Origin of the sequence: Streptomyces sp. ActVer, assembly GCF_027270795.1 — a bacterium.
GTDB lineage: Bacteria > Actinomycetota > Actinomycetes > Streptomycetales > Streptomycetaceae > Streptomyces > Streptomyces umbrinus_A.
The window spans coordinates 14,829-33,705 of sequence record NZ_JAPWHT010000059.1; the positions used below are offsets into that span (position 1 = coordinate 14,829).

Below are 18,877 nucleotides of genomic sequence, written 5' to 3' on the forward strand. Positions count from 1 at the left end.
GTGAGCCAGGGCCCGGCGGTCGGACGAACTTCCCTTCCCCCCACGGAGGTTCGCTCGGCCGCCGGGCGCCTGCGCGTCACCGACCGGCGGACTGCGGCTACGCCGCGAGCTCCTTGGTGATGCGGTCCAGCATGAAGGCCGAGGACTCGTGGGCCCGTTCCTCCCAGGCGAAGACGCACGCCGTGGCGACTCCGACCGGGCCGCGACGTGCCGCCATGGGATGGAGTCCGAGGTGCGGGTGATCCCCGAAGACCACACGGAGCAGTCGGGCATCGACACCGGCCGTCTGCTTCTGGCGGAGCGCGACCGGGCCTGCCCCTGCCGACGGCCTTCTCGCGGGCAACGACCGCAGTGCGATGGGCCTGTTGATGTCCCTGACGCGGGCCGGCGTCGACGTTCCCCGCGACCTGTCCGTCGTCGGATACGACGACAGTCACCTCTCCCATCTGATGCCGATCGGCCTGACCACCGTGCGCCAGGACGCGCTGCTCATGGCGGAACACGCGGTGCGGTTCGCCGTGGAACGACTGGAGAACCCGGAGCTGGAGCCGCGGGAAGCGGTGTTGGACCGGAAGCTCCTGGTGCGGGGGACCAGTGGACCTCCGCCGCACATCGCGGCGACCGGTGGGCCGTCGCCGGACGCGTGACCTGCGTACTCGAACCCATGGGTCGGCGAGTCGCCCCCGTTCTCACAGGTGGCGATCCGGGGCGCGACGGCCCGTTGAGCGGGACGATCGATCTCGTGGGCGGTGTGGCTTCGACACGCGAGGAGAGCGCGTTGCGCGTTCCGGCCGTCGGTGATCGATTCCACCCTGCCGGGTGCTGCGTCGCTGACACGACGACCGCGACGCCGCGTTCGGCGCGGCTGGTCGCCGAGGCCGTCGCAGGACTCGCCGTGACAGGCCGGTACGCCGCGGCAGTCGACTCCCGTGAACCGGAGTGGGTGTGAGCGTTGGCGCGTGAACTGGTGCTCGGTGTCGACGCCGGACACACCGTGACCAAGGCCGTGCTCTTCCACGCCACCGGTCGACCCGTGGCGCGGGGCAGTGGCACGTTGCCGCTGAACACCCCTCACCCCCACTGGGTCGAGCGGGACATGGACGACGTGTGTCGGACGGCGCACCAGGCCATCGCCGCCTGCCTCGCCGCCGTGGGTCTGACCGGGCACGGCGACGGCCTGTATGCCGTCGACGACCGCGGTCTGCCGGTACGGGCCGCGATCGTGGCGATGGACACGCGCGCCGATCCGGTGCTGGGGGAGTGGCGGGCCACGCCGTGCTGCGAATCGTGGCCTGACGGCGGCACAGCCACGAGAGCGAAGGCCTGAGTCCTCGACAGCCCGAGAAGCACGTCAGCCGACGTCGAAGAGGTTCGGCAGTCGCAGGAGGTATCGGGTTCGGTCGTGGCGTTTGAGGGCCTCGAGTTCCGGGGCCCGGTACAGCGGGGTGACGGTGCATCGTTCGGCGGCCGAACCGACCCTGTCCAGAAGGGCGTTGACCGCCTGCCGGGCCGAGGTGTTGGCGCCTTCCATGGTGGCCAGGTCGATGGGCACGGCCACGTAGTCGCCGGACAGGAAGAGGTTGGGGATCTTCGTGGCCGATCGCGGACGGTGGTGGAAGGTCCCCGTCGGGTGGATGAGCAGCTGCTCCTCGTTGACCGGGTTCGGGGTGCCGAGTCCGTCCACGGCCGGGTCGAGGAACCAGGAGTGCAGCACGGAGTCCTTCAGGACCGTACGGCCGGTGTCGTTGAGCGCCGCCTTCAACTGCGCCCACACCTCGCGCGCGACCTCGGCACGGGTGCACTGCTTGGCCGTCTTGCCGTACAGGATGCCCGGCCGGTCCCACTCGGAGACGTCCACGGACAGACAGTCCGCGACCGTGCCGTCGCCGAAGTCCTTGGGAAAGTCGTGGCCCGGCCAGTGCTGGGCCTGGGCGATCGCGGTCAGCGACCAGGGGGAGTCGATGAGGTCGAGATGGCCGTGCAGGATCGGCGTACGTTCCGTCAGATAGAACTGGATGCCGGTCATCCAGTCCGTCTCCAGCCGGTCGCACTCGGCGAGTTGGGGGTCGGCGGCGCGTACGGCGGAGTTCCAGGTGCGGCGGGCGTGTTCGACCGGCATGGCCGAGATGTAGTGGTCGGCGGTGACGGTCCGGCGGGCACCGCCCGGGTCCTCCATGACGGCCCCGGCGATCCGGCCCGCGTCCAGGGTCAGGTCGCGTACGGTCCAGCCGACGTTGAACTCGACCCCGAGCGACTTCAGATACGTCACCCAGGGGTCGATCCAGGCCTCGTTGGTGGGCGCGTTGAGGATCCGGTCCAGCGGTCCGTCCGCGCCCCGCCCGAGGATGTTGAAGGCGAAGGCCTCCAGCAGGGTGGCGACCGTACGGGTGCTGGCCTCCTCCGCCTTGGTGGCCACGATGTTGCGGGTGATGCCGATGGCGAGGATCCGCTGGTAGTCGTACGACATCCGCCCGGCCCGTACGAACTCCCACCACGGCATTTGCTCCCAGACCTCGTCGCGGCGGTCGTCGCAGCTGGTGAGGAAGACGAGGAAGCGGTTGGCGAAGTAGAGGGCCTCGTGGAGGGGGAGGTTGAAGGCGGTGTCCAGGACCGAGGTGAGGGCGCGGCGGATCTCGTCGGGGGTGAGTTCGGCGGGGGTGTTGCCGGGCCAGGGAAGCGGGATCCGGATGTCCTCGCGACCGCCCGACCGGGCGAACAGCATCTCCTTCGGGGCGACGAGGTTGTCGTGAACACCGTTGGGGTTGCCGGGGAAAGGGATGCGCCGCATGGTGTCGGGCAGGTTGTGGTAGATGCCGGGGATGAAGCGGAAGCCGTGCTCCCCGGGCAGGGGTCCGCGGCCGCCCGTGGCGCTGTCCGGTACGTCCATGCTGCGGGCCTTGCCGCCCAGCGCCTTGCGCTCGTAGACCGTCACCCGGAAGCCGCGTTCGGCGAGTTCGTGCGCGGCCGTGAGCCCGGCGACGCCACCGCCCAGTACGGCCACGGTCTGCGGGGCGGCGCTGTTCTGGGCCGCGGCCCGCTGGGGAGCCGCCAGAGCGACCCCGCCCCCGGCTGCCGCGGCCGTCCCCAGGAACCCTCTGCGCGTGGTACCGCCCACTGCTCCCCCTTACCGTCGGTAACCATTGGCGCACGAGGATACGAGCGCCGCACCGATCTCGGAAGGCGACCGACGAAGCCTGCGTCACTTTGGCTTGATGCCGCATCACGTCGGCGGCATCGAGTACGAGCCCACGAGCCCTCGGCTGTCACCCTCGGCGGAATCACAGCGCTGGTCGGGCGGCTCCGATGCCTCCTGCTCTCGGCACGGGTGGACGGTGGCCGCCGGTCCGTGTGACACGCTCACTGTGCTGCCCACCGACGCGGTCGGCGATTCGGCTTCGTCGCCATGTCTGTTGTGTGAGCGCCGCCTCCGGCAAGGGGCTGGCCCGCTCGGCTGAGGGCGGCACCGGATGAGTGCCATGCGCGGGTGGCTGACGTCCACCGGCTGCGGTCACTGCTGGCAGATGAAACACCGTCAGCGGGGCAGTCGTCCCGTGGTGCGTCGGCCCCACTGAAGGAGCCTCACATGTCTCTGCGCTTCCGCAGGGCCAAGACCAGAGCGCCTCCGCGAATGGCCCGCGGACCTCCATCAAACCTCGCGTCAACCCCGCTGTGAGCGGGACAAGTCCGGCCGTCACGCAGTGACTGCCGGACTCCGGAACTACCAAGGGACATTGATGGAGAATCTCAGAAGTCTCAGAAATCCCAGGGACGAAGAGGAACGGGCGCCCAAGCGCAAGGTGCTTGACCTGACTGCTGTGCAGGTAGTGGCGAGCGCCCTCGCCACTGTCGTGGGCGCGGTGCTGGCGTCCCTGCTGGGTGTGACCGGGACGATCATCGGCGCCGCCGTGGTCAGCACCAGCGCGACCACCGGCGCCGCGGTCTTCTCGCATGCGTTCCGACGGACGGGCGAGGGGATCCGTGGCCGGGTGCCGCCCGTAGGAGTGCCGAGGACGCCGGGCGAGGATCGGGCGGAACACCGCGCGGACGCCCGGGCGGCGTTCGCGTTACCGGCGGACGCCTCGGTCGCCGACGCGACAACGCCCCACACGCCCGCCGAAACGCCCTCCGAAGACGAGTCCGTCACCACCTATCGGGGTGGCTCGGTCCGGAAGTCCATCGGCTGGAAGAAGTACGCCATGGCGACGGGCCTGGTCTTCGCCCTGGCGATGGTCACCGTGACCGCGGTCGAGCTGATCATGGGCAAGCCGGTCGCTGCCGTGGTCAAGAACGAGCCGGGCAGGGGAACTTCGGTGGGCGGCGGCACGGCCGGTACCCCCGCTCCCGCCGACAGCGGCACACCCACCCCGGACGCGTCGAGTGGCACGGCGCCGCAGAGGAGCATCTCTGCCTCGCCGGAAGAGAGTTCGGCGCCGGAGACCAGCCCTGGTCCCAACGCCAAGCCCAGTCCCAGTTCCAGTTCCAGCGCTTCGGTGTCGTCCGGGCCGTCCAGCGGCGGTGCCCTGAGCAGTTCCGACGCCACGGCTGATGAGCGGTGACGCGCGGGAAGGGCTGCCCTTCAACCTGGCTAGGCGCAGGCCGAGTTGGCGGGCGACTGGGTGCGGGAAGAGGCGAAGCGTCTGGTTGGATGCAGGATCACGTGAACTCCTGCGCGGCAGTTGACAAACGCGGCCGGTTGAAGCAGACGGACGAAGGGTGGATCTCATGGGAACGACGCGGGACCGGTCGGTGGGGCACGACGACATCCAGGTCCCCCCGGGCCGGACCAGGTGGTGGGTGGTCGCCCTCATCCTGGGTCTGCCGGCCCTTCTCGTAGTTGGCTTCCTCGCCATGGTCGTGCTCTGGGTGCTCGCCGACGACTCGTCCGGGGCTGAGCAGCGACCTTCAAACGGGCTTCAGGTGAGCGTGGGAGGCGAATGGGCCGAAGGCGGCTGGGCGGCCTGAGCAGGACGACGATTCGTGTCGGCCCCGTAAATGCTGAAGCGTCTCCTGTGTCGTGCCGGCATTCGACGCGGCGACTCCGGCGAAACACGCCGGAGTCGCTTTTCCGGACGGCTGCGCGTGCGGGTGAACCAATGCATATTCGATATTAATACGGTCGGTGCGGCTTTGGGCACGCTCATGCGTCGCGTTAACCCGCTTTTTTCTTGGGCATCTACGCGCCGAATATCTTGGTGTGGCGGCGCGACCCCGGCAGGCGTATATTCCGCTGCGACTCGACCACGCTTGCGCTGCCCGCAGGATCCTCAAACGGGTTCTCCCCTGGTGAAGCGCCTGAGGTGATTTGACTTCGGTGGGTCTCGCGCAGGGGTCTGCGCGATCTTCTTGCGGCGCCTGCCTGTTCCGTCGGCGGTGCTTGGCTGTCCACCTTGGGGAGGATCGCCCAGGGGTAAGTTTCCCCCTCGCCCGCCGGGTTGGGAAAACGACGCCATCCGGCTCATTAAGTATTTCTATGTATTTCGCAATTCGCTCGCCGATTCCAACGTGGGGAACTCGGGCGACGCGAAACGGAATATCTCTCCTGCGTAATATGCCAGCGACAGATAAAGGCGATTCTGTGCGACCGAGAACCGCCGAGCAGGCATCATCCCCTCACAGGAGTTGGCCCCTCGATGACGCTGAATATCCCTGACGCGCCCCTACGGCGCACCATGTCGGTCTGGAGCGCGGTGGTAGCGGCCGTGGTGATCGCCGCTGCCGTACTCGCGTTGACGCCGACACGCGCAAACGCCGTAGCCACGCCTGTGCCTCTGGGCACGGCAGCCAGTTACGGAGTACTGGGTGGTGCGACGGTCACCAACACCGGCCCCACCGTCGTCAACGGTCTCAACGTCGGCGTGAGCCCCGGGCCTGCCATCACCGGGTTCTTCACGTCCGACGGAGGGCCCGGCACCGTGACCCCGCCCGGGGTTCTGCACACTACCGATGCTCACGCGGCTCAAGCCAAGGCCGACCTGACCACGGCGTACAACCAGGCTGCCGGACAGACTCTGACAGACGCGGTGTACAACGACGCTCCCCACGAGTTCGGTGGCCAGACGCTGACGCCGGGCCTCTACAGGGCGAACAGCTCCGCAGCGATCACCGGCACGCTCACCCTGGACGCCGGTGGCAACCCCAATGCCGTCTGGGTGTTCCAGATCGGCTCGTCTCTGACGACGGCAGCCGAGAACAGCAGCGTGAGCTTCGTCAACGGTGCGTCGCCGTGCAACGTGTACTGGCAGGTCGGCAGCTCGGCCACGCTCGGTACCAACACCTCGTTCGTGGGCACCATCATGGCCGACACCTCGATCACCGCCACCACGGGTGCGTCCATCAACGGCCGGCTGCTGGCCGATGCGGGCGCCCGCGGTGACGGCGCCGTGACGCTGGACTCCAACAGGATCTTCCTGGGGCCATGCGGCACTGGTGGCACCACCGGTGGTCTGATCTCGGGCGGTGTGATCGCCGGTGCCACGTCAGGTGGTGCCACAACAGGCACGACGACAGGCACCACGGGCAGCACCACGGTCGGCGTCATCGGCGGCGTGCCGACGGGCGGCGGAACCGGCGGCGCCCTGGGCGGTCTTCTCGGCGGCGTCCTGACGTCCGGCGGTACCACTGGTGGTGCTCTGGGCGGCCTCGTCGCGGGTGCCACTTCCGGCGGTGCCACAGGCGGCGCCCCGGGCGGCTCCACGGGTGGTGGCAACGGCGGCACGACCGGCGGGAACGGCCACGACCATCACGGCGAGAAGCCCGGCAAGCCCGGCAAGCCCGGCAAGCCCGGCAAGCCCGGCAAGCCCGGTCACCAAGACCACGGCGGGAAGCCGGATGATCACGGCAGGCCCGACGGCCACGGCGGTAACGGCGGGAAGCCCGACGGTTACGGCAAGCCCGACGACCACGGTGGCAAGCCTGACGATCACGGCAAGTCCGAGAAGCACGAAGGTCATGGCGGCGATCAAAAGGATCACGAGAAGAAGTCGGCCTGACTCCATGTGAGCGAGCAGGACGGGCGGCGTGCGGCGGATCGTCATCGATTCCGTCGCGCGCCGTCGGTCGAATCTCAGGAGAAGTGGAGAAGCCGGATTGGAAAGGCCGGGTGGGGCCGTGCGAGGCGGCGTTGAAACGGTGGATGTCGACGAAGCGGACCGGCCGTGCGGCGCCGGGCCGGCCCCGCACGGGGGCGGAAGACCCGTTGCGTCCCAAGGGGTTTCGGGCCGTCCGCCCCGCCCCGTGATGGTCCTGAGGGCGGGAACGGGAGCTGCCGCGGTCCTGTGTCTGGCGACGGTCCTGGTCCATGTGCTCCTGGTGTTTCTGCACGTGGCACCCCCGAACCCCCTTTCTCAGCAGTACAGCCGCCAGGTCAACGCGTGGGTCCTCCCGCTGTTCGAGCAGAACTGGCGGCTCTTCGCGCCGGATCCGGAATCGGTCAACCGGCAGATCTCGGCGAGGACCATGCACACCGCCCCGGACGGCAGTGTGCAGGTGAGTGACTGGTTCGATCTGACAGGCGTGGACAACTCCGCGGTGAGGCACCAGGTCTTTCCCAGTCATACGGCGCAGAACATGCTGCGGCGGGCCTGGAGTTCGTATCTCGAAACCCACGGCAGTGACGATCAGCCTCGCTCGCAGCGGGCGCTGATGATCCAGCAGTACCTGACCAACATCGCGGCGGATCGCATCTCCGGCCACCGTGGCGGCACCTTCGAATCCGTCCAGCTACGGGTGATGACCGTGCCCATCGCCGCGTCCGCCGCTCCTGCCGCAGCCGGCGGGCCCGGCTCGGCCACCGTCGCGCCGACGCCTGCCGACACGCGGTATCTGCCCTGGTGGAAGGTGGACTCCCATGGAAACTGAGCAGACACGCTCGCCGCACGGGCGGATCCCTGAAGGGGCGGACGCGGGCGTGCCGCGCCGCGCACCGGATCGGATCGGAGCGTGGCTCACCGTCCTGACCGAGCGGCCGGTCTCCCTCTACGCCGCGGCGGTGCTGCGCATCGGCTACGGACTTCTCTATCTCGCCTTCCTGCTACGTGAGTTTCCGCACCGCAACGAGATCTGGGGCCCCGGATCACCGTGGACCCCCGAACTGGCCGGGCAACTCTTCGACCAGACGGGGTGGGCCAGCATCCTCACGCTGTCCGACAGCCGGCCGTACTTCGAGGCCTGTTACGTCGCAGCCCTCATCACGTCCGCCCTGTTCATGCTGGGCTGGCGGACCAGAGTGATGTCCGTACTCTTCGCGGTCATGGTCGCGTCCTTCCACGCCAGGGCGATCTTCATGACCGACGGAGGGGACAACCTCATCCTCCTCATGGCCATGTACCTCGTCCTCACCGCGTGCGGCCGACGCTGGTCCCTGGACGCGCGCAGGACCAGGCCAGGAGCCTCTGCGGGGAAGGCGAAGAGCGGCTCGGCGGGTATGAGCGCGGGCGAGCTCCGGCATCAACTGGGCACATCTCGCCGGACGTTGACGGCGGTGCTCCACAACTGCGGCATGTTCGTCATCGCGGCCCAGGTCTGCTTCCTCTACGGGTCCGCGGGTCTCTACAAGGTGCAGGGCGGCACCTGGGGCAACGGGACCGCCCTCCACTACGTCCTGAACCTCGACCTGTTCCGGCCCTGGCCCGAGCTCTCGCTCCTGGCCGACGAGCACGACGTACTGATCGCCATCGCCTGCTATCTGACGGTGCTGTTGCAGGTCGCGTTCCCGTTCGTCCTGTTCGGACGGCTCAAGTACCCGGTCCTGACCATGCTGTTGGGCATGCATCTGGGTATCGCGGTGCTCATGGGACTTCCGCTCTTCTCCGGCGCGATGATCGTGGCGGACGCCGTGTTCCTGCCCGACGGCTTCTACCGGAGCCTGGGGCAGTTCTTTCGGCGGATCGGCCGGTCGGCCCATGTCGGGGAGGTGGGCGTCTCGCCCCGCGGAGAGTCGGCACTCGTCCCGCCGCAGCCCGCACCATCGGGCCACTGAGGGCCCTGTGGTCCGTACGGCGACAGCATGAGACTCGCTGTCGCCGACGGCGGAACTCCGATCGCCGTCACGTGTTCCTTCCCTTCGCGTGACGTCCGGTCAGCGGCCACGGCGCTCGGCCCTGGTCGTCGGGGGCCGACGGGCGACGCCGGTCCGGGTTGGCCGACTGTCCGGTGACCAGCGCCTCGAAGAGACCCCGGGCTTCGACCATGACCTCCCGCATCTCCTCCGTGCCGCTCTGATCAACGGGCCGGCCTGTGCATGCTGCGGTAGCCCGCGGCGGCCTGCCTTCGTGCCGTGGATCACCGGCGGCCGGACCGTCGCCTGCCGCCGCCGCGCCCGCGCCTCGTGAAGCCGACGATCCAGACGACCAGCAGTACGGCAGCGACCCACCAGAGGGTCTGCATGGTGAAGCCGATTCCGAACACCACGAGGATCAGCAGTAGGAGAAGAATCCAGACAAGCATGGCCGAGCCTCCACGCGGTCACAGGGACAGTTCCTGCGTTCCGCGGGGTCAGGGCGAAGCGGAAGGTGGAAGGCCCCGCCCGGAGAGTTCCGGAGCGCTGTGGCCCCACGCCTGCCGTCAGTCAACGCCCGGCAACCCCCCTTGTCAACGCGGCTTCGACACCGGGGAGTTCTGGGAGCTGGGCAGGGGCCGGTGGGGTGAACGGAGCTTCGACGGGGGCTTCGGCCGGCTCGACGGGCGGCAGGACGTGGTCCTCCCACCAGGACAGGCCCAGCACGGTGGCGAGCAGCACGAAGGGAGTCAGAACAGGAACGATCAGCGCGTACATGTGTACCGCCTGTTGGGATGCGTGCGACGCGTCGGGCAGCGGATCGTTGCCCGCTTGGAGCGCATCGGGGCCGCGCCGGGGACCACAGGACGACGGGCGCGTGCGGGAACGGCCTCGCTCGTGACGCGGCAGGTTCCGGAACCGATGCGCAGGGTGCGCCCCCTGGGGAGCGCGATGGCGGTGCGACGCTGCCGGGGGCCGGGGCGGCACGACGCACGCTAGCCCTCCCCGCAGTTCCCGGATAGATGTCAAGGAGCCATCCACACCCGGCCGTACGAGTTGCGTCGCATGGTATCCGCCGCTGTCGGGCAGGACTACGCTGAGCAATGAGGCCCCAGTCCCCGGTATCGACGCTGTGTCCCGCTCCCGGGGAGGCCCTCCGTGTTCGCCCTGCTACTCGTCCTCATCCTGGTCCTGTTCGGCCTCGGCTTCCTCGATCCCGTCTGGTGGGTGGCCGCGGCCGTTCTGGTCTTCGGCGCCGCTCACTACAGCCGCGATCGTGGCGGGAGCCCGGGCCGCGGCAACAGGTCCGACCTCGGGGACTACCGGGGCTATGAGCAGCGCCGGGATCGCCAGGACCGCTGGGACCGCCGCTACACCCGCCGGCACCGAGCGCGCTGGAGGCGCGAGGAACGGCGGGACCGCGAACGTGGCAGGTGACCCGTGAAGCGACCCAGCAGCCAGCGAATCCGGAACGGCTTCACACGGGCCGGGCACGTCGAGAGCCTGGAGAGGTACATGCCATGCCACGCACCAGCGTGATCCAAGAAGAGTGGTGGGATCTGAAGGCCGAGGTCTCGTGGGGGAACGCGCCGGTCGGGCAGGACGTCGTCGCGCTGCTCGCCGAAAACGATCAACTGCGGCGGGCCCTGTCCGGCCGTGTGGTGGTCGACCAGGCCTGCGGCATGGTGATGGCCCTGACCCCCTGCCGACGCGGGGCGGCCAGGAACCTGCTGGTGGATGTCTCACGGCAGTGCGATCTCAAACTCCGGGAAGTGGCTGCGGCTCTGGTCGCCACCTCCGAGGGAAAGCCGCTCCCGGAGCAGATCCAGCGGGCGCTGCGCCGTGCGCTGCGGCGGCTGCATACGGCGGACCTGCGATGAGGTTCACGCCGACCAGGCAAGTCCCTTGGAGGGAGAGACCATGATTCACGCGGCTGATGTCCGGGAATGGCGCGCCCTCGACGTCGTCGACTCGGATTCCCACAAGATCGGTGTCCTCGAAGCGGTGTACGTGGACACCACCACCGACGAGCCGGCCATGGCCACGGTACGGACCGGTCTGCCCACCCGGCACCGTCTGGTATTCGTCCCTCTCGATGACGCGATCGTCGGGCCGGGCTACCTCAAGGTCGGCTACGTCAAGACGCTGGTGAAGCAGGCTCCTTCGATCGGTACCGACGACGTACTGCCCGCCGAACAGGAGGAAGCGATCTTCAAGCACTACGGACTGGCCTACAAGCCCGGTGCGGCCGGCGAGCGGCAACTGGCGCGCCGCTGACTACCTTTGGACAGGATGGCCGCGTTGTGAGGTACGCAGCATGCACCAAGTGACCACGCACCGCGAGGTAGAGCCGTTGTCGACGGCTGGGACGTCGACGGGGGACGAGGCACTGGCTGCCGAGGTTCTCGAACTGCGTGCCAGGAACGAGCAGTTGAGCCAGGCACTGGTGAGTCGTGCGGTGATCGACCAGGCGCGCGGCATGGCTATGGTCCTGGCGCCGTGCTCCAGTGACCGATCCTGGGACCTGCTCGTGGACGTGTCGCAGCACTCCAACGTCAAACTCCGCGACGTGGCTGCGGCCCTGGTCGCCACCACGAACGGCCAGGAACTTCCGGACGCGCTACGGCGCGAGTGGCGTCGCGCGTTGCGGCGCCTTCACGCGCCGGAGCGGCCGTGACGGCTCAGGAGCAGAGACCGAACTGGGGGACCGAGGCTGCTGAGCCCGACGGCACTCGGATTCCCCGCCCTGGCGGTTCAGCCCTGGGCGAGTACGGCCAGGGCGTCGAGACGGGTGGGTGTCCAGCCGAGCTCGCGGTGCGCCCGGGCGCTGCTGAACTGCTGGTCGAGGGCGAATGCCTCGGCGATCGGGCCCATCCGCCGCTCGGCCTCATCCAGGGGCAGCGACTCGATCCGGTCCGGGCATCCGGCGGCGTGGCTGAGGGCTCGGGTGACGTCCGCCAGCGGAAGGTTCTGGCCGCCGACCCCGGCGTAGACGGAACCGGCCGGAGCGTTCAGGGCCAGGACGTACAACTCGGCGATGTCGTCGACATGGACCAGAGCCCAGTGATTGGAGCCGTCCCCGATGCAGGGCACGGCACCCGCGGTGCGCCCCGGCTCGACGAAGAACGACTGCGCCAGTCCGCCGGAGCGGCCGTAGACCAGCCCGGGCATCACCACCACCGGGTGCTCTCCGGCGCCCGCCCGGGCGAGCACCCGCTTCTCGTTCTCCAGCCGCCAGGCGGTGATGCGGGGCGGGCTCAGCGGGGCGTCCTCGTCGACGACCCCGTCGGTGTCGCCGTACACCCACACCCCGCCGGTGTGCACGTACGGGCCGCTTCCCACGCCCTCCTGCAGCGCCTCCGCCGCCGCGCGGTCGACGTCGGCGGTGCCCTCGGCGTAGTCCACCCCGAGGTGGATGACCCCGTCGGCCCGACTGGCCGCCTCACGCAGCACATCGGTGTCGGTGAGTGCGCCCGCGACCGGGGTGGCACCGAGGTCCGACACCGTGCGCGCCGCGTGTTCGCTGCGCGCCAGCGCCGTCACGGCGATGCCGTGCCCGGTCAGTGCCCGGATGGTGGAGCGGCCGATGTAGCCGGAGCCGCCTGTGATGAAGATCTGCATCGCTCTCACGGTCCCTGTGGGTGGAGGAGCGGCGGGGATCTCCGCCGCTCCTCCACCCTCAGCCTGTGCCGCAGCCGACGTCCAAGACCTCTTCTGTCAGCACTGATGCCCCCAGGACATCAGTGCTGTGCAGCGGCGATGTCGGCGAACTCCGGGAGGAGAGGAGAGCGGCGGTCGGCGCTCCAGGCAAGGCAGACCTCGCCCGGGCCGATGTCGTCGATGGGTACATGTGCTACATCGGTATGGGTGTAGTAGGCCGCGGTGGACAGCGGCAGGACGAGGACGCCCCCGGACGTCGCGACGTGTTCCAGCTTCTCCTCGACGGTGGCGAACGAAGGCCGCGGCCCTGCCTCCTCGCCGCCGGTCCGCTCGGGGAGGTCACGCCACTCGGGGACGGCGTCGGGGTCCTGCAGCAGCCGTTCGGTCGCCAGATCCGCGATGACGACGGACTCCTTGCCCGCCAGCCGGTGGCCCGCCGGCAGTACGGCCACTCGGGGCTCCCGGAAGAGCGGGCGCAACGTCAGGCCGCGACGGTCGACGGGCAGCCGTACGAAGCTCACGTCGAGCAGGCCCTCGTGCCCCCCTTGGCCCTGGTCGGCCCAGGATGTGCGCACCACCTGCACACTCAGCTCGGGATGCCTGGCCGAGAAGGCACGCACCGCGCCGGTCACGGTGATCCCCGGCATGAAGCCGACCGTGAACGCCGAAGACCCGTGCGCGGCCTGCTGCACCCGGCGCTGCAGAGCCTGCGCGGCGGCCAGCAGGGGGCGCGTGTCCTCCAGCAGTTGACGGCCGGCGGCCGTCAACTCGGTGGTCTGCTTGTTCCTGATGAACAACTGCGCGCGCAGCTCCTGCTCCAGCGCACGGATCTGCCGGGACAGCACCGGCTGCGTGATGTGCAGCCGCTCGGCGGCCCGCCCGAAGTGCAGCTCCTCGGCCACAACCACGAAGTAACGCAGCTTGCGCAGATCGACATCCACGACATCTCCTACTGTGTAGACGCCGTGTTCCAGCCTAGTTCCTCCGGACGGTGTCGTCGGGGAGATCATTTGGCGCCGTGAGCATGCCTGTGCCCCGGTGCCTACGCCCTGGCCGGGCGAGGGCCGGCACTCGCGTAGTACGTGTTCCGTGCCTCCTGGACTCGGTCCCGTGCGGGGCCGTGCGCCGCGCCATCGAGATTCAGGGGTGGAGACAGGCTGGAGATGAGTGCGGTCTCCAACGGAACGGGATCGGGGTGTTCGGCCCAGGTGAGGGTGAGATGGCGGTGCATCCACTCGGTGAGGCGCTGCTCGTCGTCCGGGATCAGGATGACGCGGTCGGTCCAGGTAGTCCGGTACCCCTCGGTCGCCATGAGCAGCCCGGCCAGGGTGCGCCGCAGGGTTGATCCGCCGGAGTGCCGCAGATGGTTCCCGGTGATGCGGGTACGTAGCCGGGTCGCTTTGCCGAGATACAGCAACCGTCGTTCGGGGTCACCCGAGTTGGCCGGTCCCGGGAATGCGGCAAGGACACTCGGAGCCGCCCACCAGGCGTACAGGCCCGAGGTCCTGGGCAGCGCAGTGGTCGCCGCGTCAAGAGCTCGCGGCGTGGCAAGCAGGGCGGCGGTGACCTGACGAAGGGCTGCGTCATCAAGCATGGGCCGCACCTTAGGCGACGTACGGCGACTGCGTTACTCGTCGGCCGTGTCCGCCGCGTCCGCCCCGCCGGGCAACCAGCGCAGGGCGAACCAGAGTTCCATGCGTACGCCCGGGTCCTGCAGGTCGACGTCGAGGAGTTCGCCGACGCGTGCCAGGCTGTAGGTTCGCAATTCGTGTGTCCCTTTCTCGTTGACGATGGCCCTCGTCTGACCCAAAGGACAACGCGATGAGACGAACTCCTGTCCTGTCGCATTGAGGCTGTCGGATTCTCACTCGTTCTCGTTCGTGCTGGCGGATTCTCATTGCGTCGCGTGCTGGGCGGCGGCGTTTGCCCCGTACGTGGGGTTTGATCTTATTTCTATGGTCCGGTTCTCGCTGTACCTGTCACGGTCGTTTTCGGCAGGTATGCGGAGCCGGGGGTGGCGATGGATCTGGGCTTGGTCGATGTCGAGTGGGTTGATGGCGAAGGCGGCGGGCCGAGGAAGTCCGTGCTGGAGGCGGTGTCCCGGGTTCCGTTCGAGTCGGTGCTCCCGGTACGGCGGTTCACGTCGTACCGCGGGCAGCGGCACTTCACGGGCTGGTACTGGGCCGCAACGACGGAGTCGCTGGTGGGCTTCGAGTCCTGGTTGGAGCGAGACCGCGCGATGCTGCTCGATCACGACCGGAGGGTGGTGGGGCTGGCCTCCCAGCCGTTTCGGGTGACGTGGCCGGGGGCGACGCGCCGGATCGCGCACACGCCGGACTACTTCGCACGGCTGGAGGACGGCTCGGGCCTGGTTGTTGATGTCCGGCCGGCAGACCGGGTCGGTCCGGAGGATGCAGAGAAGTTCTCGGCGACCGAGGCGATGTGCCAGGAGATGGGCTGCTGGTCCTTCGCGCTGGTGCACGAGCCCGATCCGGTGGAGATGGCCAACGTCCGCTGGCTGTCTGGCTATCGGCATCCACGCAACCGGGTCGGCGAAGTCGCGAAACGGCTCCTTGACGCGTTCGACGACCCGCGGTTGCTCATGGACGGTGCCGCGGCAGTGGGGGATCCACTATCCGTCCTGCCGACGCTCTACCACCTGTTGTGGTGTGGTGACCTGCGTCTTGATCTGGCGGTGCCGCTTGGAGACGGCTCCATGATCGGCTGCGCGGCGGTGAGGCATGGCTGAACTGGCACCACGCGGGGTTCTGCGGGTCGGAGACCGGATCCGGTTCGAGGGCCGGAACCAGCAGGTCATCGGGCTGGAGGGAACGGCCTTGCGGCTGCTCAGCGACGAGGGCGACACCAGCGTCGTGGCCGCCGGATGCGTGATGGCGGCCGTCGACTTCGAGGTGCTGGACCGAGGCGCGAAGGCGGTCCTGGAGAAGATCCTGCCGCCGTTTGCGCTGGTGGACGCATTGCCGCCACCGGTCGTCGAGCAGGCCCGGTTCTGGGAACGGCACGTGGTGGAAGTGATTACTGGCCTGCCGCCGGACGCGGAGGAGGGCACTGCGCCTCGCCCGGAGTACGACCCAGCTTGGCGGACGTTGCTGGAGCGGGAGGCCGCGAAGCTCGCCGAACTCGCGGCGGCTGGCCAGCAGATGAGCCGGCGGACCTTTCTGCGGATGCGGCGGCGATACGAGGCCGAGGGCTTGTGGGGACTGGTGGACGGCCGGCCTCGGAAGCCACCGGCCCCGGTCCCCGGCACTGGGAGGACGGACGAGCGCGTCGTCGAAGCGGTCACCGAGGCACTGGCCGGGCAGACGCACCTTTCCACGGGCGACCGCAGGCGGCTCATGCTGCGAGCCGAGCAGATCCTCGCCGCGAAGCACGGCGAGGAAGCGGTGAGACTCCTGCCGACGAGGGCGACCTTCTACCGGCTGGTGAACAGCCTCGCCAAGAACAACGAGTCCTTCGGCTCGGCAACGATCCGCCGTCAGCGGGCTCTTCGTCCCGTGGGACCGTTCACCCCGTCCATGGCCGCCCGTCCCGGGGAGATCGTGCAGGTCGACTCCACACGGCTGGACGTGATGGCGGTGCTGGACGACGGAGTCGTGGCCCGCCCGGAACTGACAAGATCGCGGTCGATGTCACGACGCGCACGATCTGCGCGGCCTTGCCTCAGCAACCAGGAACCAGCGGACTCCGCATACCGGCCCCGCCCACCCACCGCGTTCCAGCAATACCTCGACCACCGCGAGCTACCCCGCCCCCGATGGTGGCGCCAGGGCGCATAACCTTCGAACGCCAAGATCCCCGACAGAATCCCTCATTGACGATGGCCCTCGTCCGGCCCAAGGGACAACGCGGTGAGACGTACTCCTGTCTGATCGTTCACTCGTCGTAGTGCTGTTCCCGGTCTCGTTCTATGCAGCGGCCCTCTCCCGCTTGATCGTGGAGATGTCGCAGCTGGTCGAGACCGGGAGCTCCGCGCCCCGCTCTTGCTGCTCGGGGGTGGGGCATGTCGCGTGTGATCGGCGAAGTCTCGATGAGTCTCCGTCGTACGGACGGGAAGATCAACGAGGACCTGGTCTGGTCGACGACGGGCATCGACGTCTTCGAGCCCTCGATCCCTTGGCGTACGTTCCGCTGGAGAGAGGGCCAGAAGCACTATTCCGGCCTGTATTGGTCGTCCACCATGCGCGACCACGTCGTCTACGAGTCCCGGCTCGAGCTGACACGACTGCTCTACGCCGACTTCGACCAGGACGTGACGGCCGTCTTTGCCCAGCCGTTCTTGCTGTCCACCACCGTCGACGGCCGTCGACATCGCCATGTACCCGACTTCCTGGTGATGCGGGTGAAGGACGTTCCGCTGGTCGTGGACGTCAAACCGCGGCACCTGCTCACCCGCCCGAAGGTGAACTTCGCGCTCGGCTGGGCCCGCGAGGTCGTTCTGTCACGCGGCTGGGATATCCAGGTGTGGTCCGAGCCGCCCGAAGCTGAACTGGCGAACCTGCGCTTCCTCGCGGGCTATCGCCGCGACTGGCTCTTCGACGAGGACCTGCTCGCGGAGATCCGGGCGACAGATCTGTACGGGGCGACGCTGGGCGAGGCGTTTCATGCCTTCCCCCGTCACCCGGACTGGCGGGTGAGGGCCGCGGTGCTGCGGCTGTTGTGGTGCCAGCACTTCGTGACGGACCTGACGGAGCCGCTGTCCGAGCGCCACCTGCTGCGCCGGGGCCCGGCCACGGTTGTTGGCGCTGGCAGACGCGACCTGCCCCGCCCCGTCGAGGAGCCCGAGGACGAATCCGCACTCGACGACGAGCAGATCGAGCAAGTCTGCCGGATCACGAGGTCGGGGTCTCGTGGAGGAGGACATGTGACCGGAGCTGCTGTACGGGTCGGGGTGGGCACGAGGCTGAAGTACGACGGCGAAGTCGTTGTCGTGGAGGAGATGTTCGGCTCGACGGCCGGCAACGAGGTGCTGGTCCGTGACGGGCCGGGCCGCAGGTTCCGTCTGTCGCTGCGCGAGGTGCTCGCCTCTGGCCGGGCCGAGGTCATCGCGACCGGACCGGGGCCGGAATCGGACGACGACCGCGAGACAGCTTCGGTGCTGTTCGCCCTGCTCGGCGAAGAGGAGCTTGCCGAGGTTCGGGGGCGGGCTGCCCATATCAACGAGGTCCTGACCGGTTTCCGGTCGGGCAGCGACGAACTCGTGGAGCCTGGAGAGCCCCGGTCGCAGTATGCGACCACGGTGCCGAAGCTGCAGCGGTACGAGGCGAAGGCCACCGAGTTGGGTGTGAGCGTACGCACCATCAAGCGGTGGGTGCGCGCCTTCCTCACCGACCGGGAGGCCGGGCTCGTACGCGGTGGCCCGGATCGTGGGAGCGGCGACATGGGAGGGCTGGGCCGGGCCGACGTGCGGTGGGTGGAGATGGCCCTGGAGATCATGGCCGAGCACGGGAAGGACTCGAAGCCGACCCGTGGGAAGGTGATCCGCTCCGTCGGCCCGCGCCTGGAGGCCCGCTACGGCGAAGGCGAGGTGAAGCTGCCCGGTCGCGCGACGGCATACCGGTGGCTTGAGGAGCTGGAGCGGCGGCTGCCGACCTTCCGGCTGAGTACGAAGCGCAACCGGGACATCGCCACCCGGCCGCCGGGCGCGTACGGGAAGCTGAGGCCCACGCGGCCGGGCGAGTACCTGCTGATGGACACCACGCGCCTGGACGTCTTCGCCATGGACCCGATCACGATGAAGTGGGTCCAGGCCGAACTGACGGTCGCGATGGACTGGTACGACCGGTGCGTGTGCGGGGTGAGGGTTACCCCCGTGTCCACGCAGTCCATCGACGTCGCGGCCGTGATGTTCCAGACTTTCCGCCCCCGCCCGGCTGGCAAGGACTGGCCAGCGCATGCCGTGTGGCCCGACCACGGCATTCCCCGCACGGTGTTCGTCGAGCGGAAGGCACTCGACCCGGACGAGGAGGAGCCGGAGGAAGCCAAGAAGGGCGGTGTCGCCTCTCCGGCTCTGGTGCCGGAGACGATCGTCGTCGACCACGGCAAGCCCTTCATCTCGGAGCACATCACCTCCGTCTGCCAGCGTCTGGGCGTGTCCATTCAGCCAGCCCGTCTGCGAACGGGCCGGGACAAACCTCGGGGTTCATACTGCGCCTCCTTGGGCTGATTCGGTGGGTGTTCCAGCTGGTGCTGGTCGTGGTCCCG

At 68.9% G+C, this 18,877-nt stretch carries 22 protein-coding genes and 2 pseudogenes; 15 read left to right on the forward strand and 9 right to left on the reverse strand.

Translation table 11 applies throughout. From position 1 onward, the window contains the following. Window positions 1-97: 97 nt before the first annotated feature. Window positions 98-193 (reverse strand): annotated as a pseudogene (locus tag O3Q52_RS12795) (sugar phosphate isomerase/epimerase); the annotation flags it as partial. On the opposite strand from O3Q52_RS12795, the pseudogene O3Q52_RS12800 reads away from it, so the two are divergent. The 3 genes and pseudogenes from O3Q52_RS12800 to O3Q52_RS12810 form a co-directional block, all read left to right on the forward strand. Further along, window positions 191-647, forward strand: a pseudogene (locus tag O3Q52_RS12800) (substrate-binding domain-containing protein); the annotation flags it as partial. The pseudogenes O3Q52_RS12795 and O3Q52_RS12800 overlap by 3 nt on opposite strands. Window positions 648-751: 104 nt before the next feature. Continuing rightward, window positions 752-949: a hypothetical protein gene (locus O3Q52_RS12805; protein WP_269648893.1), complete on the forward strand. Its 198-nt coding sequence runs from the start codon at window positions 752-754 to the stop codon at window positions 947-949. Between the two features lie 3 nt (window positions 950-952). Beyond that, complete coding sequence (locus tag O3Q52_RS12810) at window positions 953-1,327, forward strand: FGGY family carbohydrate kinase (RefSeq protein WP_269648894.1); 375 nt, start codon at window positions 953-955, stop codon at window positions 1,325-1,327. A gap of 24 nt (window positions 1,328-1,351) precedes the next feature. Here O3Q52_RS12810 and O3Q52_RS12815 read toward each other — a convergent pair whose 3' ends face one another. Continuing rightward, window positions 1,352-3,115 (reverse strand): FAD-dependent oxidoreductase, encoded by a 1,764-nt coding sequence (locus O3Q52_RS12815; RefSeq protein WP_269648895.1) that lies wholly within the window; start codon window positions 3,113-3,115, stop codon window positions 1,352-1,354. A 619-nt stretch (window positions 3,116-3,734) separates the two neighbouring features. Here O3Q52_RS12815 and O3Q52_RS12820 point away from each other — a divergent pair. From O3Q52_RS12820 to O3Q52_RS12840, 5 genes are all read left to right on the forward strand, one after another. Then, the gene (locus tag O3Q52_RS12820; RefSeq protein ID WP_269648896.1) at window positions 3,735-4,556 is read left to right on the forward strand and encodes a hypothetical protein; all 822 of its coding nucleotides are present in this window, start codon (window positions 3,735-3,737) and stop codon (window positions 4,554-4,556) included. Window positions 4,557-4,722: 166 nt separating this feature from the next. Continuing rightward, entirely contained in the window at window positions 4,723-4,962 is a 240-nt protein-coding gene (locus tag O3Q52_RS12825; protein ID WP_269648897.1) for a hypothetical protein, read from the forward strand. Between the two features lie 668 nt (window positions 4,963-5,630). Continuing rightward, the gene (locus O3Q52_RS12830; RefSeq protein WP_269648898.1) at window positions 5,631-6,989 is read left to right on the forward strand and encodes an ice-binding family protein; all 1,359 of its coding nucleotides are present in this window, start codon (window positions 5,631-5,633) and stop codon (window positions 6,987-6,989) included. Between the two features lie 247 nt (window positions 6,990-7,236). Further along, the gene (locus tag O3Q52_RS12835; protein WP_269648915.1) at window positions 7,237-7,857 is read left to right on the forward strand and encodes a DUF5819 family protein; all 621 of its coding nucleotides are present in this window, start codon (window positions 7,237-7,239) and stop codon (window positions 7,855-7,857) included. Further along, window positions 7,847-8,977 (forward strand): HTTM domain-containing protein, encoded by a 1,131-nt coding sequence (locus tag O3Q52_RS12840; RefSeq protein WP_269648899.1) that lies wholly within the window; start codon window positions 7,847-7,849, stop codon window positions 8,975-8,977. Before O3Q52_RS12835 ends, O3Q52_RS12840 begins: the two co-directional genes overlap by 11 nt. A 67-nt stretch (window positions 8,978-9,044) precedes the next feature. Here O3Q52_RS12840 and O3Q52_RS12845 read toward each other — a convergent pair whose 3' ends face one another. From O3Q52_RS12845 to O3Q52_RS12855, 3 genes are all read right to left on the reverse strand, one after another. Further along, window positions 9,045-9,188 (reverse strand): hypothetical protein, encoded by a 144-nt coding sequence (locus tag O3Q52_RS12845; RefSeq protein WP_269648900.1) that lies wholly within the window; start codon window positions 9,186-9,188, stop codon window positions 9,045-9,047. Window positions 9,189-9,279: 91 nt separating this feature from the next. Beyond that, entirely contained in the window at window positions 9,280-9,444 is a 165-nt protein-coding gene (locus O3Q52_RS12850) for a hydrophobic protein (RefSeq protein WP_269648901.1), read from the reverse strand. 121 nt (window positions 9,445-9,565) lie between these two features. After that, window positions 9,566-9,772: a hypothetical protein gene (locus O3Q52_RS12855; protein ID WP_269648902.1), complete on the reverse strand. Its 207-nt coding sequence runs from the start codon at window positions 9,770-9,772 to the stop codon at window positions 9,566-9,568. A gap of 381 nt (window positions 9,773-10,153) precedes the next feature. On the opposite strand from O3Q52_RS12855, the gene O3Q52_RS12860 reads away from it, so the two are divergent. The 4 genes from O3Q52_RS12860 (at window position 10,154) to O3Q52_RS12875 (ending at window position 11,672) form a co-directional block, all read left to right on the forward strand. After that, the gene (locus O3Q52_RS12860) at window positions 10,154-10,432 is read left to right on the forward strand and encodes a hypothetical protein (protein WP_269648903.1); all 279 of its coding nucleotides are present in this window, start codon (window positions 10,154-10,156) and stop codon (window positions 10,430-10,432) included. Window positions 10,433-10,515: 83 nt separating this feature from the next. Beyond that, window positions 10,516-10,875, forward strand: coding sequence for an ANTAR domain-containing protein (locus O3Q52_RS12865; protein WP_269648904.1), 360 nt, complete (start codon window positions 10,516-10,518; stop codon window positions 10,873-10,875). Between the two features lie 40 nt (window positions 10,876-10,915). Further along, complete coding sequence (locus tag O3Q52_RS12870; RefSeq protein ID WP_269648905.1) at window positions 10,916-11,272, forward strand: PRC-barrel domain-containing protein; 357 nt, start codon at window positions 10,916-10,918, stop codon at window positions 11,270-11,272. 40 nt (window positions 11,273-11,312) lie between these two features. Then, window positions 11,313-11,672 (forward strand): ANTAR domain-containing protein, encoded by a 360-nt coding sequence (locus O3Q52_RS12875; protein ID WP_269648906.1) that lies wholly within the window; start codon window positions 11,313-11,315, stop codon window positions 11,670-11,672. A 77-nt stretch (window positions 11,673-11,749) separates the two neighbouring features. On the opposite strand, the gene O3Q52_RS12880 is transcribed toward O3Q52_RS12875, so the two are convergent. The 4 genes from O3Q52_RS12880 to O3Q52_RS12895 all read right to left on the reverse strand — a co-directional run bounded on the left by O3Q52_RS12880 (window position 11,750) and on the right by O3Q52_RS12895 (window position 14,420). Continuing rightward, window positions 11,750-12,616, reverse strand: a complete 867-nt coding sequence (locus O3Q52_RS12880) for an NAD-dependent epimerase/dehydratase family protein (protein WP_269648907.1) — start codon at window positions 12,614-12,616, stop codon at window positions 11,750-11,752. 119 nt (window positions 12,617-12,735) lie between these two features. Beyond that, window positions 12,736-13,596, reverse strand: a complete 861-nt coding sequence (locus O3Q52_RS12885; RefSeq protein WP_269648908.1) for a LysR family transcriptional regulator — start codon at window positions 13,594-13,596, stop codon at window positions 12,736-12,738. A gap of 101 nt (window positions 13,597-13,697) precedes the next feature. Continuing rightward, on the reverse strand, window positions 13,698-14,249 hold the full coding sequence (locus O3Q52_RS12890; RefSeq protein ID WP_269648909.1) for a GIY-YIG nuclease family protein: 552 nt from the start codon (window positions 14,247-14,249) through the stop codon (window positions 13,698-13,700). 33 nt (window positions 14,250-14,282) lie between these two features. Further along, the gene (locus O3Q52_RS12895) at window positions 14,283-14,420 is read right to left on the reverse strand and encodes a hypothetical protein (protein WP_269648910.1); all 138 of its coding nucleotides are present in this window, start codon (window positions 14,418-14,420) and stop codon (window positions 14,283-14,285) included. Between the two features lie 255 nt (window positions 14,421-14,675). Between O3Q52_RS12895 and O3Q52_RS12900 the strand changes: the two genes are divergently transcribed. The 3 genes from O3Q52_RS12900 to O3Q52_RS12910 all read left to right on the forward strand — a co-directional run bounded on the left by O3Q52_RS12900 (window position 14,676) and on the right by O3Q52_RS12910 (window position 18,839). Continuing rightward, window positions 14,676-15,404, forward strand: coding sequence for a TnsA-like heteromeric transposase endonuclease subunit (locus O3Q52_RS12900; protein WP_269648916.1), 729 nt, complete (start codon window positions 14,676-14,678; stop codon window positions 15,402-15,404). After that, entirely contained in the window at window positions 15,397-16,452 is a 1,056-nt protein-coding gene (locus tag O3Q52_RS12905) for a hypothetical protein (protein ID WP_269648911.1), read from the forward strand. The genes O3Q52_RS12900 and O3Q52_RS12905 overlap by 8 nt, the downstream gene beginning before the upstream one ends. A 224-nt stretch (window positions 16,453-16,676) precedes the next feature. Beyond that, a complete protein-coding gene (locus O3Q52_RS12910; protein ID WP_269648912.1) occupies window positions 16,677-18,839 on the forward strand; it encodes a TnsA-like heteromeric transposase endonuclease subunit in 2,163 nt (720 codons plus the stop codon). Window positions 18,840-18,877 lie beyond the last annotated feature (38 nt).